General features: G+C 65.6%; 12 protein-coding genes and 1 tRNA gene. 9 read left to right on the forward strand and 4 right to left on the reverse strand.

Annotation, left to right across the window (positions count from 1 at the left end; translation table 11 throughout):
- Positions 1-8: 8 nt before the first annotated feature.
- Positions 9-2,117: a heavy metal translocating P-type ATPase gene (locus GAU_RS06780; RefSeq protein WP_012682815.1), complete on the forward strand. Its 2,109-nt coding sequence runs from the start codon at positions 9-11 to the stop codon at positions 2,115-2,117.
- Between the two features lie 12 nt (positions 2,118-2,129).
- Here GAU_RS06780 and GAU_RS06785 read toward each other — a convergent pair whose 3' ends face one another.
- A complete protein-coding gene (locus GAU_RS06785) occupies positions 2,130-2,738 on the reverse strand; it encodes a hypothetical protein (RefSeq protein WP_052574288.1) in 609 nt (202 codons plus the stop codon).
- Between the two features lie 485 nt (positions 2,739-3,223).
- Here GAU_RS06785 and GAU_RS06790 point away from each other — a divergent pair, with 485 nt between their 5' ends.
- Positions 3,224-3,637 (forward strand): sigma-70 region 4 domain-containing protein, encoded by a 414-nt coding sequence (locus GAU_RS06790; protein ID WP_012682817.1) that lies wholly within the window; start codon positions 3,224-3,226, stop codon positions 3,635-3,637.
- 59 nt (positions 3,638-3,696) lie between these two features.
- Here GAU_RS06790 and GAU_RS06795 read toward each other — a convergent pair whose 3' ends face one another.
- Both GAU_RS06795 and GAU_RS06800 read right to left on the reverse strand, forming a co-directional pair.
- Positions 3,697-3,981 carry a hypothetical protein gene (locus tag GAU_RS06795; protein WP_012682818.1) on the reverse strand — a complete coding sequence of 95 codons (285 nt, stop codon included), beginning with the start codon at positions 3,979-3,981 and terminating at the stop codon, positions 3,697-3,699.
- Between the two features lie 136 nt (positions 3,982-4,117).
- On the reverse strand, positions 4,118-4,567 hold the full coding sequence (locus GAU_RS06800) for a hypothetical protein (RefSeq protein WP_156798928.1): 450 nt from the start codon (positions 4,565-4,567) through the stop codon (positions 4,118-4,120).
- A gap of 424 nt (positions 4,568-4,991) precedes the next feature.
- Between GAU_RS06800 and GAU_RS06805 the strand changes: the two genes are divergently transcribed.
- The 4 genes from GAU_RS06805 (at position 4,992) to GAU_RS06820 (ending at position 10,339) form a co-directional block, all read left to right on the forward strand.
- On the forward strand, positions 4,992-8,330 hold the full coding sequence (locus GAU_RS06805; protein ID WP_012682819.1) for a class I SAM-dependent DNA methyltransferase: 3,339 nt from the start codon (positions 4,992-4,994) through the stop codon (positions 8,328-8,330).
- 195 nt (positions 8,331-8,525) lie between these two features.
- Complete coding sequence (locus GAU_RS06810; RefSeq protein ID WP_012682820.1) at positions 8,526-9,254, forward strand: hypothetical protein; 729 nt, start codon at positions 8,526-8,528, stop codon at positions 9,252-9,254.
- A 94-nt stretch (positions 9,255-9,348) separates the two neighbouring features.
- A tRNA-Ser gene (locus GAU_RS06815) sits at positions 9,349-9,422 on the forward strand.
- A gap of 275 nt (positions 9,423-9,697) precedes the next feature.
- Complete coding sequence (locus GAU_RS06820; protein WP_012682821.1) at positions 9,698-10,339, forward strand: helix-turn-helix domain-containing protein; 642 nt, start codon at positions 9,698-9,700, stop codon at positions 10,337-10,339.
- Between the two features lie 180 nt (positions 10,340-10,519).
- Here GAU_RS06820 and GAU_RS06825 read toward each other — a convergent pair whose 3' ends face one another.
- Positions 10,520-12,067, reverse strand: coding sequence for a tyrosine-type recombinase/integrase (locus tag GAU_RS06825; protein WP_052574289.1), 1,548 nt, complete (start codon positions 12,065-12,067; stop codon positions 10,520-10,522).
- A gap of 866 nt (positions 12,068-12,933) precedes the next feature.
- On the opposite strand from GAU_RS06825, the gene GAU_RS06830 reads away from it, so the two are divergent.
- From GAU_RS06830 to GAU_RS06840, 3 genes are read left to right on the forward strand one after another with little or no spacing between them, the layout of a single operon-like run.
- The gene (locus tag GAU_RS06830) at positions 12,934-13,434 is read left to right on the forward strand and encodes a chemotaxis protein CheW (protein WP_012682823.1); all 501 of its coding nucleotides are present in this window, start codon (positions 12,934-12,936) and stop codon (positions 13,432-13,434) included.
- Positions 13,431-14,951, forward strand: coding sequence for a CheR family methyltransferase (locus GAU_RS06835; RefSeq protein WP_012682824.1), 1,521 nt, complete (start codon positions 13,431-13,433; stop codon positions 14,949-14,951). Before GAU_RS06830 ends, GAU_RS06835 begins: the two co-directional genes overlap by 4 nt.
- Entirely contained in the window at positions 14,951-15,445 is a 495-nt protein-coding gene (locus GAU_RS06840) for a chemotaxis protein CheW (protein ID WP_041265347.1), read from the forward strand. Before GAU_RS06835 ends, GAU_RS06840 begins: the two co-directional genes overlap by 1 nt.
- Positions 15,446-15,448: the final 3 nt, after the last annotated feature.

Consider the following 15,448-nt stretch of genomic DNA (forward strand, 5'->3'; position numbering starts at 1 on the left):
GAGTCGGCATGACCAACCACGACCATCAGCACCACTCCATCGGCGCGGAATCCGGCCATTCCCAGCACTTGCAGGCAGCTGAGGCGGAACACGCGGCACGCGTCCCCGGCGGGATGGACGTTCACGCCCATGCGGCGCACGACAAGCACGCTGGCCACTCCGTCGCGATGTTCCGCGACAGGTTCTGGGGGACACTCGTGCTCACGCTGCCCACGCTCCTGTGGGGGCACATGCTGCAGTCGGCGCTCGGGTATACCGCGCCTTCGTTCGAGGGAGCGCACCTCATTCCCGCGCTGTTCGGAACCGCGGTGTTCGCATACGGCGGCATTCCATTTCTGCAGGGGGCCATTCGCGAGATCCGGGACCGGCTCCCTGGCATGATGACGCTCATCTCGCTCGCGATTACGGTGGCATTCGTTTTCAGCGCGGCCGTGTTCGTCGGCTTTCCCGGCATGCCCCTCTGGGAGGAACTGGCGACGCTCGTAACCATCATGCTGCTCGGCCATTGGATGGAGATGCGCTCCATCTCACAGGCGCAAGGCGCGCTCGGCGAACTCGCGAAGCTCCTTCCTGCCACCGCCGTCCGCGTTCACGGGCAGGGCGCCGAAGAGCGGCTCACGGAGGTATCGGTCGACCAGTTGGTGGTCGGGAACGTGGTGTTGGTGCGCCCCGGAGCGAACGTGCCCGCCGACGGGGTGGTGCGGGCAGGGCGGAGCAGCGTGAACGAGGCCCTGCTGACCGGAGAGTCGGCACCCGTTGCCAAGGCGGAGGGGGATCGTGTGATCGCCGGCGCGGTGAACGGCTCAGGGTCACTCCGCGTCGAGATCACCGGTACCGGCGAGCGCACCGCTCTGGCAGGCATCATGCGGCTCGTGGCTCAGGCACAGTCGTCCCGATCACGCGCACAGGCCCTGGCCGACCGCGCCGCCTTCTGGCTCACTTGGGTGGCGCTCGGCGCGGGGGCTATCACGTTCGCGGCGTGGATCGCCACGGGGGCGACGGCCGCGGTAGCGGTGGAGCGACTGGTTACGGTGCTCGTGATCGCGTGCCCACACGCGCTCGGACTCGCGGTGCCATTGGTGCTGGCCATCTCCACCACGCTCGGAGCGCACGGCGGCCTGCTGGTGCGCGACCGCCGCGGACTCGAAGAAGCGCGAAATCTCACCACCGTGGTCTTCGACAAGACGGGGACACTCACCCTCGGTGAACATCGGGTGGTGGCGATGCGCACTGTGCATGAGATGTCGGAAGATGATGCGCTGCGCCTGGCGGCGGCCGTCGAGCGCGACGCCGAACATCCGGTCGCGCGTGCGATTGTGTCGAGTGCGACCGAACGGGGATTGGTAATTCCTGCGGCAACCGGTTTCGAGCTGATGCCGGGGCTGGGGGTACGCGCCACGGTTGAGGGGCGTGCGATAGCCAACGGGGGACCGAATCTGCTTGCCAGCCGCAACGTGACGCTCCCGGCCGAACTGCAGCAATTCACTGACGAAGCGTCCGCGCGCGGCGAGGGCGTGGTCTATCTGATCGAGGATGTACAGGTGCAGGCGGCCTTCGCCGTCGCCGACGCCGTGCGCCCGGAGTCAGCCGAGGCCATTCGACGCTTGCACGAGGCCGGACTGGAAGTCGTGATGATGACCGGTGATGCGCGCGCCGTGGCCGACGCGGTAGGTCGGGAGTTGGGCATCGACACGGTGCTCGCGCAGGTGCTCCCGGAGGAGAAGGCCAAGCATATTCAGCGCCTCCAGCAACAAGGGAAACGCGTCGCGATGGTTGGTGATGGCGTGAACGATGCGCCGGCACTCGTCACCGCAGACGTTGGCGTAGCCATCGGTGCCGGCACCGATGTGGCCGTGGAGGCAGGCGACGTGGTGCTGGTCCGAAGTGATCCGCGCGACGTGCCGCGCATCATCAACCTGTCGCGAGCCAGCTACCGCAAGATGGTGCAAAACCTGTGGTGGGCCGCCGGCTACAACATCGTGGCCATTCCGCTGGCGGCGGGCGTCCTCGCGCCGTGGGGCATCGTGCTATCGCCAGCGGTGGGCGCGGTCCTGATGTCGCTCAGCACGATTATCGTCGCCGTGAACGCACAACTCCTGCGACGCGTCAAGCTGTAACCCACCCATGACTCAGGACAGTGTGCGCGCGGCCGCCGCGACCGGTGCCTTGTCCATCATGCGCCGCCGGAGCGGCGGCGACGTGAGAGCAAAGAGCACGAAGCCGGAGGCAACCGTTACCAGCCCGAGCACGGAGAACGCCCGAAGTGCGAGGTTGTTGAAGTTGTCGCGCCCCTCGTAGTCCATCGTGTGGAGCATCCACAGAAAGTCGAACAGGCGCCACCGATCATTGCGGATGCGGAGAACCTCCCCGAGTTCGGCCGGCACATAGGCCGTCGCGCCTTCCTCGTCACCGAAGCGCACGGCCCACGCGGGCAGCGGCTGCTCGCGGAACTCATGATGGGTGCCCACCGAGTCGGCAGTCAGAAGCGACACGTCGGTGACCGGTGCGCTACCGACATAGGCGGCTTTCGCCGTCGCGATGGCCTCGTCTCTGGTAAGCGGCGGACGCACTGCACCGGTGGCCGCGTCGACGAAGGCACGACGCCTGACCGTGTGGGCGCTCGCGTCGTGCGAGCCTGCACCAGGTGCGCCGAAAAAGCTCACGCGATACGTGGGGCGGTCCGCCACGCGCACCAGTTCGACCGCGGCAACCGAATCGACCCGCGTGCTCGCGCCCAAGGACTCGGCATCAAGCGTTCTTGCTCGTCGGGCGTCGCGCTCGATTCGGTCGCTGCCGACGGCGCGCCATGGTCCGTTTGGCCGCAGCGCAGGCGTCCGCGCATTCCCGGTCCAGTTTGGATGGTCCTGACACACATCTTCAGGTGGTCGTTCTGCAAATACACTTCTGCGCGCATATCGCAGGCAACGAGACGTTGCACCGAGGCCTCCAGACCGGCGCGGTGGCTCTGGCTGGCTTTCCCATGTGCACGATGGCACCACGAGTGCCCCGCCGACGGATGGCCCCTGTTCCTGCGCCGAGCGTGCAACCGAAGGACCCGAAGCGTTTTGCCCGAAGAAACCCCGATCTGTTCGCGGGGTATACGAGCTCAACAGCCGGGCGGTGGTAGGCGGCCGAAACGGTCGTCTGGCACATCGTGCGCTAGGCTGTCGGCGGGCCGAACACGCGGCCCTTACCGATCACGTGTTGAACGAAGGGAGAATTGATGGCACGTCCGAAAGGCACGCGGGCAGAACTGGAAGCGCGTCGAAATACGGCGCGCGAGATGCACCGCGCCGGTGATTCCATCGCGCAGATTGCCGCCAAGCTCGACTGCACGGAAACGGCCGTGCGCAACTGGATCGTCGGGCCGCCGCCGCCGCCGTTCCCGGTCGAGCAGATGCGAAATCGCGTCTTTGCCCGCCTGCAGGAAGAGCGCTCGGCGGCCGTGTCGACGGGCGGACGGTTCACGGTGTGGACCACGGAGGCCCTCCCGTACGCGTTCGGCCCGGGCTTCACGGATCATTTCAAGGACGAGGGCGTGGACGCGATCCCGTCCGACATCTTCACGAACACGCTCACCGAGTGGGGCTGCGTGCAGGACGAGAACGGCGTCTGGCGCGTGCCGCGCGCATCCTGATCACGACGATGTGGTACCCGGCCGCCGTTGACCGGCGGCCGGGTTCACGTGCCTTGCGGTTACCGATGGGCGTCGCGGTACCGAGCCGCACCCACGGCACGACGGTGCTCGTGGCGGAGCAGGTCCGCGAGCGTGGGGAACTCATTCGGGTCCCAAGGGAGCGCCCAACCCGTGCGGGCCAGTCCCTCGCAGATCTGTCGCGGGTTGTTCAGGTTCTCATACACGTACCCGCCGTTCGCCGGCGCGCCGAACTCGCGCCGGTGGAAGCTGCCGTCTTCGTACGTGTATTCGATGTTGCAGTAATGCGGAGTGGAGTGCTGAACGAACCGGATCTCGCTGTACATGTGTTGCTCCAGGGTATGCGTAGAGCGGGAGCTCGCCAGCGTGCGGAGGTGCACGCCGTGTCCCGCTCGAGCACAGCCTAGAGTCCCTAATTTTCGTCCACCGCGACCGGCCGTCCGAAACGGCTCCCGGCGAACGTCAGTCCGCAGAGGGCTTACTGGCGTGCGCCGCGAAACGGTGCACCGTCGCCATGAGACGGCGAAGAATGCCGCCGCAGATCGCTGCGACCCCAGCGCGGAACGCGCGGTGCATCGGATGCGCGGCCCTTGCACCGCTGGGGAGCCGAAGATCGGCCGACTGCCTGTTGACGCCGACTGGCGAACGCCACACGCGGCCCGTGGCGAGGACAGGTGCAGTGGCGCCCCCCGCCGGATCGTGCGTCTTTTCGCGCGCCACGGCGAACTCCCTTTCGAGTTGCCTCAACACCTCGCGGCGTAACCGGCTGAGACGGTCGCTGCCGCAGGCAATGCCGAGCCTCCGAACGGTCTCTGCATCGATGGGGAGACGGTTGCGCACGCGTTCGTGCAGGATGGAGCGCCAGAAGTCGTCCGAGACGCGTCGCCCATTGGTCTGACGATGAACCTGCATCGATACCCCTGGCTGGGCCCCGGCCACCACGGCCGGAGGTGAGACCAGTGTAGGCCGGCTGCGACGTGGCTCCCCGGGGGAGGCTGTCCGCCGCCTGATCGGGGCGGACGGCACCGAGCGAGGGCGCCATCCGGTTCATCCGGATGAACCGGAAGAACCGGATGTGGCGGAAAATCCGGATCGTCCGGGTATCCGGGATTCTTTGCAGCATCCGGATTCCGCGACTACAGGCGGAAGCATCCGGAAAATCCGGATTGTTCAGGCGGGATGGTCTATCGCGCGGCAGGGCAGGGGAGTCTACTGGGATGAAGCGCCGCCAACCCTCGCGCCCTGTCACGCCCGCGAGGTACCTTGCCCCCGGTTCGTGAACCCCGGGGCAGATCTGCCCTCCATCGGTACTGCTGCTAGAGGTGGTGTGTCCGGAATGTCGTCGTCGAATGCCGCTGTAACCCCCGCCGTCGCGCTTCGCGCCCTGCGCGAACGCTGGGCCGGGGTTCCCGCCGCTGAGCGGGCGAACGCCCAGAGCTACCTGCGCGACCTCTGTGAGGCGCTGGGGGTGCCGGCCCCGCTCCCCGCCGGCTCCGGGTACGAGTTCGAGCTCCCCGTCAAGCTGATCACTCGCGACGGCACCGAGACGACCGGGTTCGTCGACTGCTACAAGGTCGGCCACTTCATCCTCGAGGCGAAGGACGTGCAGGGCGGCGCCTCCGACGTGGCGCTCCGCCGTGCGTATGGCCAGGCGCGCCAGTATGCCGCCCACGACCCATCGGGCACGGCGCCCCCGTATCTCCTCGTGCTCGACGTGGCCAAGACCCTGCTCGTGTACCATCGCTGGGGCGGTGTGTATCAGGGGTTCGCCGCGGGCCATCGCATCGACCTACCAACGCTGGATCAGCGGCCGTCTGACATCGAGCTGCTGCGCGACATCTGGACGCAGCCCACCAAACGCGACCCTCGGCAACACGCGCAGGCCGTCACCCAGGAGATCGCGGCGAAGTTGGCGACGCTGGCCGCCACCCTCGAGGATCGGGGCTTTGGGCCTGAACGCGTCGCGCGCTTTCTCATGCGCGTGGTGTTCTCGTGCTTCGCCGAGGACGTCGATCTCCTCCCGCGCGAAGCATTCCGACAGACTGTGCAGAATGCCGGCGTGCAGGGTGATGCGGCCCTCTTTCAGCGTGCGCTCGGCAGTCTCTGGCAGACGATGGATTCGGGCGGCCTGTTCGGCTTCGAGAACATCCTGCAGTTCAACGGGCATTTTTTCAAAGACGCTGAGGTGCTGCCGCTCGAACGAGAGGAGATCGCCCTCGTACTCGAGGCGGCTCGTGCCGACTGGCGGGACGTTGAACCGACGATTTTTGGCACGCTGCTCACGCGTGCGCTCGACCCGGTCGAACGCCATCGCCTCGGCGCGGAGTACACACCCCGCGCGTTCATCGAGCGGTTGGTGCGCCCCACCGTGGAGGAGCCGGTGCGCGAGCGCTGGACCGCCGTGCAGGCCGAGGTGCTGCAACTGCGTGAATCGGGGAAGGCGAAGGACCGCGCGGCAGCCGAACAGCGGCTGCGCGAGTTCCTCGGCTGGTTGCAGGGACTTCGGGTACTCGACCCGGCCTGTGGCAGCGGCAACTTCCTCTACGTCACGATGCACGTGTTGAAGGACCTCGAGTATGAGGTGGTGCGTGAGCTCGAGGCGCTTACCGGACACGCCGAGCTCCGCATGCAGGAAATAGGGCCGAAGAATTTCCTCGGCATCGAGGTGAAGCCGTGGGCGCGTGAGATCGCCGAGCTCACGCTGTGGATCGGGTTCCACCAATATTGGAAGCGTCACCATCACGTGCAGCCGCCCGAGCCGGTGCTCATGGACACCGGTACCCTCGAGTTGCGAGACGCCGTGCTGGCATGGGATGCCGTGCGCCACGTGCCGGAGAAGGATCGCTTCGACCCCACACCTCGCATCACGCATACGGTCACGGGCGAGCTGGTGCCCGACCCCGCGGCGACGTTGCCGTACATGGAGCACGTGGGGGCACGGCAGGCGCCGTGGCCGGAGGCGGACTTCATCGTGGGGAATCCGCCATTCTTAGGACAGTTCCGACAGCGCGAATCCCTGGGTGACGGCTACGTCGAGGCGCTCCGGTCGGCTTACCCGGGCGTGCCTGATGCGGCCGATCTGGTGATGTACTGGATCTCCAAGGCCACACGCGCCGTCGAATCGGGACGCACGTTGCGAGCGGGGCTCATCACGACCCAGTCGATCACGCAGAAGCAGAACCGAAAGGTGCTTGAGGATGCAGCCGTGCGAGGGCTGCGTCCGGTTTGGGCCATTGCGGATCACTACTGGAACGATGGCAGCGACGACGCCCGCGTGCGTGTCGCAATGACAGTGTTCGCAAGAGAGCCTGCTGCAGCCACGCTGGTCACGGTCGATGGCGAAGCGAAAGTCGTGAACACAGTGCGTGTGCCGAGGTTGAACACCGACCTCACCGTGCATGCTGACGTACCATCAGCCGCTGCCGTTGCGCTTCAGGCGAACGCGTGGCTTTGCTCCAATGGCTATAAGCCTCACGGCACAGGATTCCTCCTCTCAGATGAAGAGGCACGGAGGCTGCTAAGCCTCGATCCCCGGAACGCGGAAGTGCTCCGTCCGTATCGGAACGGAATGGACCTCGCCACGCAGCCGCGCCGTGTTTGGATCATCGATTTCGGATTCGCAGACGAAAGCGAGGCACGGACCTACCCGCTGCTGTTCGACATAGTCCGTGATCGCGTGAAGCCCGAGCGCGATGCGAACGCGCGGGCGGTGTATCGGACTTATTGGTGGCGATTCGGAGAGGCGCGCCGAGATTGGCGCAGCTTCGTTGCGGGGCTTCCTCGTTACATCGCTACGGTGAAGACGGCGAAACACCGGTTCTTCACATTTCTTGAATCAACCGTAGCACCGGATGACAAGCTCACGTGCATTGCTTCGTCGGAAGGCTTCGTGCTCGGTGTGTTATCCTCATTGATCCACTCGACATGGGCGCTTGCGGCCGGGAGTAGGCTGGGGATCGACGGCACGCCGTCGTATGACAAGGGGACATGCTTTGACGCGTTCCCGTTCCCAGACTGTTCCGCCGATGTGCGCAATCGTATCGCGACAATTGCTGAGCGAATCGACGCACATCGAAAGTCCGCTATTGAGCGCAGTGCGAAGGTCGGTATGACCGTCATGTACAATGTCATCGACAAGCTCCGAGTCGGGGCTACGTTAACCTCGAAGGAGCGTGAGGTCCACGAAGTCGCTGCGTGCGGCGTTCTCCGCGATTTGCACGATGAGCTGGACGCCACGGTGGCGGAGGCGTACGGCTGGTCTTGGCCCGAGCCGCCGGCGTTGATCCTCGAGCGCCTCGTCGCCTTGCATGACCGCCGTGTGGAGGAGGAGGCGGGCGGCACGATCCGGTGGTTGCGTCCAGAGTATCAGCGTCCTCGGTTCGGCGGGGCCACGGACGGTGCCAATGTGGCCCCCACACTGGACCTGCCCGCGACGCCCACCACCCTCACCGGAGCTGGGACAGTCATCGCCTCTGCGCCGTGGCCAAGTGACGCCATCGGTCAAATCACGGTGTTGCGCTCGATGGCGGCGATGACGCCAGTCTCCATCGAGGAGGCCGTGCAACGCCTCGTGGGCGCCAAGCGCGACATCGTGCACCGCCATCTCGAGACCCTGGCCATGCTCGGCGAAGTTCGCGACGTCGGCGACGGGCGCTACGCCGTAACCGGGTCATAGGCGCCTACGGTCCTTACGGCACCAAGATATCCGCCTCAGATCTCGGCTTTTCGGCGCCGTAAGTGTTACGGCGTCGCTTTCAGCGCTGACAGGGGTTGCGCCGTAAGGCTCTCCCTAGCTAGGTTCATCGCACCTTTCCGTGGAGAACAGATGGCGGACGAGCGGCAGAAAAGGACCGTAGTTACGGCTCCGTACATGTCTTGGGCTACCTTCGTCGGGTTCATTGCCGAATTGAACAAGAAGGGGGCGCCCCCGCCGCGTGTAGACGCGTCCCTGCTTACGACCAAGGCCGGTTCGGTCCAGCGGCAAATCCGAGGTGCCCTCGAGTTCTTCGGCCTCACGAGCGGTGAGTCGTTCGAGGTAACTGAAAAGATGCGCTCGCTCATTGCCGCTTACGGCACGCCTAGCTGGAGCCAGCAGCTCGGATCGCTGCTCATGTCGTATGAGCCGCTTCTGGTCGGTTTGGACCTCAGCAGCGCGACGCACAAACAACTCGAAGAGGCGCTCGGCCGGAGCGGATTGACTGGGGCGTCGCCTCTTGATAAGGCGTCTCGGTTCTTCCTCGCGCTCGCGAAGGAGGCTGGACAACCGCTCTCGCCCCATTTCAAGTCGTTACGACCGGGGGCCGCGGGCCGGAAGGTGGGTGGCGGCGGGAAGCCGAAAAACGGTCGCGCGAAAACGACCTCGGCCGAATCGATGCCGACCGGCGGGCCAACGACGCCGCCGCCGGGCACCCAGCAAATTCGTCCGCTCCCTGATCTTGACTTCGTAGTGCACCTGCCGGAGTCGATCACGGAGGACGAGACCCTCTTCGCTATCGATCACCTCATCGGTTACCTGCGCCTGCGCCGGAAGTGGTTCTCCAACGTCAAGCTGCACCGTGACCCACAAAGCCAACGACCGCCGAATCCTGGGGAGGAATAGTCGGCGGTCGTTGGAGATCTTCACCTTTCGACTCGCGAGGAGCCGTATGCACAAAGTCAGAGCCTGACGCCCGAATGGGCGGCCCCGACCCCTCACCCCTGTAGCTCATTTGGATAGACCACCCGACTGCTAATCGGGAGGTAACCGGATCGTGCCCGGTCAGGGGTACGTTGCCATACCCCGGCGAGTCCGTCGAAGTTAGGACGACTCGCCGGGTTTGGCAATAACATCACGCTGCGAAGGCTCCAGTTCGGCACGTCGCCCGTCGTCGTGCCCTGGCCAGGATTGGGCTGTAGGTGATCAGGTGTCTGTAGATCCTGCCCACCGGGAGAGAGCCGTGCCGTAACGGCGATGCCGATGACGGCATGCGGAGCGCTGGCCCGGCGTCCTTGGAGCATGATCGTTGTCCGAGGCTGAAAAATTACGTGCGCTAGACCTTTCCCATGAAAGGTTCAACGCATGTCAGCGCCGTCGGCCCCGCCGCCGCCCCCGAGGTCGCCGCCAGCTCGGCCGCCCGGCCCACGCACCTCACCGTCGCCGAGCTCGCAGTGCGGTGGGGGATCTCCGCGTACACCATCCGCGAATGGGCGCGCACCGGACGGATCACCGACTGCCGCCTTGCCCACGGCGAGTGGGTGTTTCTGGAGAGCGCCCGCTTTCGGCTGACGCGGGCCGCCGCCGAGGGGCACCGGGGCGCCGAGACCTTGTTGGACTTCGCCGCCTACCCAGTCACGGTCGCGGAGCTCGCGACCCTCGTTCGCTGCAACCACGACACGATCCGGCGCCGGGCGCGGGCGGGCCAGTACACGCCGGCCGTACACACGCCCCTCGGCTGGCGATTCGGTGCGGGGGTGCTCGACCCTTCGTTCCCGGTCTCCGGGGCCGCCAGCTGCCCGTCAGGCGCCTCGGGCACGGCATCGGGGGACCGTGATGCCGATCCTCTCGCCGGGCTGCGGAACCTGAACTTCGATGTGCGCCGGCTTGGTGTGCCGCCTGTCGCGGTAGGGACGCATGCCTCGTCTGCAGCTGGCTCGGCCTCCCCCAGTCGGAAGCGGCGAGGGCCGCAGGCGATCTATCGCCGCTGACCAGGGGGCCCCTACGGGCCGGGCGCTCGTCGCGCGGCCCGCGTGTGCCGCGCCGAGAGCGCTGATGGGGGCGTCCGGTTCGCCGGAGGATGACCGCCAGCGTCTCCCGCGCAGAGACCACTTGGCACCGTAGTTCCGTGCGCCCTCACTGTCTGGGGCACACGGCACCGCCGGCGCTGCCTACACCATGCGCGCCACGGCGGCGGCGAATCGCCGGATGCGGGCCAGGGGGAGGCGACCCAGATCGCCACGCATGATCGACGTGACCTCGGCGGGCGTCGCCATGAGCCGCGTCATGAGCGCCGTCTCAGACAGTCCGTGCGACCGCACCGCCTCGCGGATGCTCCGCGCATAGCGGCGCCGCTCCTCCTGCTCCTCCGAGGTCAGGGGCGTACGCTGCACCGCGGCCTCGGTATCTCCCGCGGCGCGGCGCGCCTTCTCGATGGCGCGCCCCGCCCGGATGCGCTCGCCGTGATATGCCGACCGGCGCTGCCGTGCGGTCTGCGCATCGGGCAGGTCCTCGAACAGATCGAGCTCCACTTGCTCGACGCGCTCGCGGGTCACGTGGCCGTAGACGCGACGGATCAGCGTCTCGTCGGAGTGACCGATCTCTCCCACGATCAACTGCGCATCGACGGGCAACGTGGTCCCGGTGACCGAGAGATGGAGCATCTGCAACCGCGCCGACACATAACTGTGCCGGAGGATATGATGGTCCAGCGACTTGCGAATCCCCGCCCGCTTGGCCGCCGCGGTCAGCGTGCCCGTGATGTCCTGAATGGGCGCATTCTTCTGCGCCTGCGTCTTGAGGATGACACTGGGGAAGAGCAGGGCGTGGCCGGGGCGGTCGCCGATGTACGGCTTGAGGACCGCCGCCAGCTTCGTCCACAACGGGATCGAGCGCTCGGCGGCTTCGCTCTTCCCGTCGCGGAACGTGTTCGGCGCGACGCGGATCTGCTGCGTGTGGAAGTTGACGTCGCGCACGAGCAAGGCCATCGCTTCCTCGCGCCGCATGCCCGTGTACATCAGCGTCATGGCGAGTTCGATGGCATACGGCACCTGCGGCGACGGCAGCACGTGGTCCAGCAGCGCCTTGAGTTCGGCGCGGGTGAGATAGGCGTCGTCCTCAATGGCCGTCCGCTTGCTGATGCGGGGCAGGTAGCGGCTGTTGGGCAGCGGATTGACGGTGAGCACGCGTTCACTGACGGCAAACGTCAACATCGCGGAGAACTCAAGGGCGTACGACCGGACCGTGGCCGCGGAGAGCGGCTGGCCGTCGACCTTGCGGCGGGCGCTGAGCTCTCCGAGCATCGCGTCCACGTCCTGCGGTTCGAGCCGCGAGAGGTAGCGCACCCGCTGGAGGGTGGGCGTTTCGAGGCAATTGAGGATGCCCCGCTTCCGGCGGTCCAAGTCACGCTCGCGATGGACCGGTCGCCCATCGGTCTGGCGCTCGGCCGCGAGGGCGGCCAAGAACGAGACGGCGTAGTCGGCGAGCGTGGGCCCGCGCTGGTCGCTGACCACGGCCGGGAGTCCGGCCTGATGGCGGTCCAGCGCCTTTTCGTACGTTGCCCATCGCGCCTTGAACAGCGCGTGGGCGACCACGGGATCGGTGGTCGCAAACTCTTCGCCGGGCGGCACCAGCGGCTCCCGCTTGCCGCCCACGGCGGCGAACCGGCCAAAGTTGGCCCAGTACCTGTTCTTGTTCAAAAACGGCTTCGCTTCGCGCACAGTCCCCTCCTGGGGTGTTGGTGTGTGCGCGCAGGCTAGGTCGCGTAATTTTGGCGGCCGCGTCGGCCGCCCCGGGGGCGGGCCGAGGCGGCTCAACGGGGCGAAAGGGGCGGCGGCGCTGTGGGTGGGTTTGCGCATACGCGGGCGTGAACCGCGCGCATACGGGTGGTGTAACCCATTGTGATAGAGACAGTTAGTGTATCGTGATACGCTGTCTCATAATCGTGAGGTCGAGAGTTCGAGTCTCTCCCCAGCTATACGTGCAGATCACCCCGGTAAACGCTTTGCGTTTGCCGGGGCTTCTGTTTTGTGGCGAGTCGCATGTCGTCGCAGCATCGCGCCGGATTGTCATGGTGCCACAAGATGGTCGTGCGATTCCTTGGGCAGTGCGTTTGAATGCATCTGCGGATGATCGCGGTTGAACAAATCGCTGGATCCATTCTTCACGTGTTGGTGGTGTGGTGTTCTGATGTGCGGAGTGTGAAGAACATCTCTGCAACCACGTGTTCATCGACATGTCCGTAGCGCAGCGATCATTGCGGTGACATGGATCTTCCATGGGCAATTTTGTCTGAATCAGAATGACGCGAAGCACGTCGGCATGTGCTGTGTTCTGTGTGCAGTGTCCGTTGATCGGTCGAGCCTGCTGAGCACCGCACGAGCACGCCACATACCCACGCGTGAGCGACACGCCATGCAATCCATGACGCAGTACACGACGTAGCACAAAACAGGTCGTGATGTTCAACACACGAGTGTGGCAACGCACTCTGGCAAAAAGACTTGCGCAATGCGGACCCGACAGTCAGGTTTGCACCGCGCGCTGACGGTATTGAAGTCGTCCACCGCTTTCTCACCCGGCCGCCGTGCTTTTGCCAATCGCAGTGCAATCATTTTTGCTCATTGATGTCGGCGATGTGACGCTCGGCCTGGCCGCGTCATCGGTGCGTGAAGTCCTGCGTGCGGTCTTCATCACGCCGGTACCGTCCGAACATCCTCTCCTCGAAGGGGTCATCAATGTACGTGGCACGGTCGTGCCAGTACTCGACATCCGTGCACGACTGGGATTGCCGGCAACACCGGTCAGCGTGGATCAGTATCTCGTGATCGCCGATGCGGCGTCGAGACAGGTGGCCCTGCGTGTCGATCAGGTGCATGAACTCGTTGCTGTTCCGCGTGAGTCCGTCGTCACGCCGGACGCTTCGCTTGAAGCCGATGCGGTGACCGGCATCGCTCGCACCGCAGACGGTGTCCTGGTGGTCTACGATCTGGATGCGTTCCTCACGGCCGACGAAGGGCGGCAGCTCGATGCCGCGCTGCTCACGGAGCTCGACACAACCCGCGACACGGCACCAGACGCCTCGTGAAAACGGCCGACGTCCGTTCGAATGTGGTCGCCATGGAGGCGATCGCCAGGCTGCTGCGGGAACGCACCGGTCTGACATTTTCGGACGCGCGCTGGTCGTTGCTGGAGCAAGGAGTGCTCCATGTCATGACGACCATTCGAGAAGCGAACGTGGAGCGTTTGCTGGAGCGTCTGCCCAGTGACAGCGCGCTTCTCGATGCCCTCGTGGCGCGTATCACGATCGGCGAGACGTATTTCGCCCGCGATGCCGGTCAGCTCGATGTGATACGCACCGAGCTGTTGCCACGCCTGCGCGCGCTGCGCCCGCCGGGGCACCGATTGCGATTGTGGAGCGCGGGCTGCGCCACCGGTGAGGAGGCTTTCACGCTGGCGATGATGACCAGTGAGATGGGGATCATCCCGTCGCCATATCTCTTGGGCACGGACATCTCGCGGCCAGCGCTCGATCGGGCGATGAAGGCCCGGTTCAGTGAATGGGCACTACGCGCGCTCTCACCGGAGCAGATCGCGCGCCACTTCCGCAAGGTCGGAGCCGACTGGGTACTCGCGCCAGCGATCGCGGGAGCGGTCACGTTCGCTGCACTCAACCTCGCCGCCGACGACTATCCGTCCATGGCCGGCAATGCGTGGGGGATGGATGTCATCCTCTGCCGCAATGTGCTCATCTACTTCGATCAGGAGCAGGCGCAGCGCGCAATCGCACGTTTGCTCGATGCACTCGCCGACGATGGCTATCTCGTGCTCGGTGTGGCCGATCCGTTGCCATCACCATCGTTGCCATGCGAACCAGAGATCACGCCGGCCGGTGTGGTGCTGCGTCGCATAGCGCGTGGGACGGTGTGGTCCACCTCGCGGTTGGCGTCTGCGCAGACGCCGGTTTCGCATTCCACGCTGAACGTCACAGAGGCACCACGGATAGCCACCCGATCCGCCTCCACATCATCGGACACCGCGCGGCATGCACTGCCGTCGGCGATATCCGCGCTGCCACCGACACGTGATCATGTTGACACAGAAGCGGAACGGGTGGCCCAGCTTGAGGTGATGTACGACACGGCCGATTACGTCAACGCCGGTCATCGTGCGCGACAGTTGCTGCAACAGGGACCGCACGAGCGTGCGGCCGTGCTACTGGTGCGATCACTCGCCAATCAGGGACGGCTGGATGACGCCGCGCGATCGTGTGACGCCGAGCTGGTGCGGCATCCGGCGTGTGCCGAGCTGTATGTATTGCAGGCCATGCTGCGTTTGGAAGCGCGTCATCCACAGGACGCGGTGCGCGCCGCACGTGCCGCACTCTATCTCGACCGCACGCTGATCGTGGCCCATTTGCTGCTCGGACGAGCGTTGCTTGGTCTGCGGGAGTCTGAACGAGCCCGTCACGCGTTTCGTCACGCGGGTCGGCTCCTGGCAAGTCATCCCACCGATACACCGGTTGCAGCGGCGGATGGAGAGCCCGTCGAGACACTGATGCGGGTGGTGCGTGAGCATTTGTCACTGCTGAATGAGGCCGCGTGATGCCAACAACGCCGTCTGAGTTGGCCATCCTCCGCGCCCGTGCCGCGCACCTCGCCCAGCGTATCGAACCAGAGGTAGTCGCCAGTACGGACGTGCTGGTGTTCATGCTGGCCGGTGAACGTTATGCGGTGCCGGCGGCGACGCTGCGCGAAGTAGTCATGCTTACACAGCGCGTGCCGTTGCCGGGCGCCACCGTACCGGTGGTGGGACTCACGTTGTGGCGAGGCGCACTACTGCGACTCGTGGACATTCGCGCCATGCTGGGATTGCCCATGACATCCCTCAACGATCTGGCACGTGTGCTGGTTATGGAAAGTGCGACGAGCACCATCGGCTTGCTCGTCGATGAGGTGTTGGAGATGCGTGCGATCGATGTCAGCCAGTTGGAAGAACCGGCGCGAGGTACCGTGCGACACACGGATCTCATTGTCGGCGTGACGAAGGACGTCGTTGCCGTGCTTTCGGCCGAACGTCTGCTCGACCTGGACCCCTGATGG

It is taken from the genome of Gemmatimonas aurantiaca T-27, assembly GCF_000010305.1.
Taxonomy (GTDB): domain Bacteria; phylum Gemmatimonadota; class Gemmatimonadetes; order Gemmatimonadales; family Gemmatimonadaceae; genus Gemmatimonas; species Gemmatimonas aurantiaca.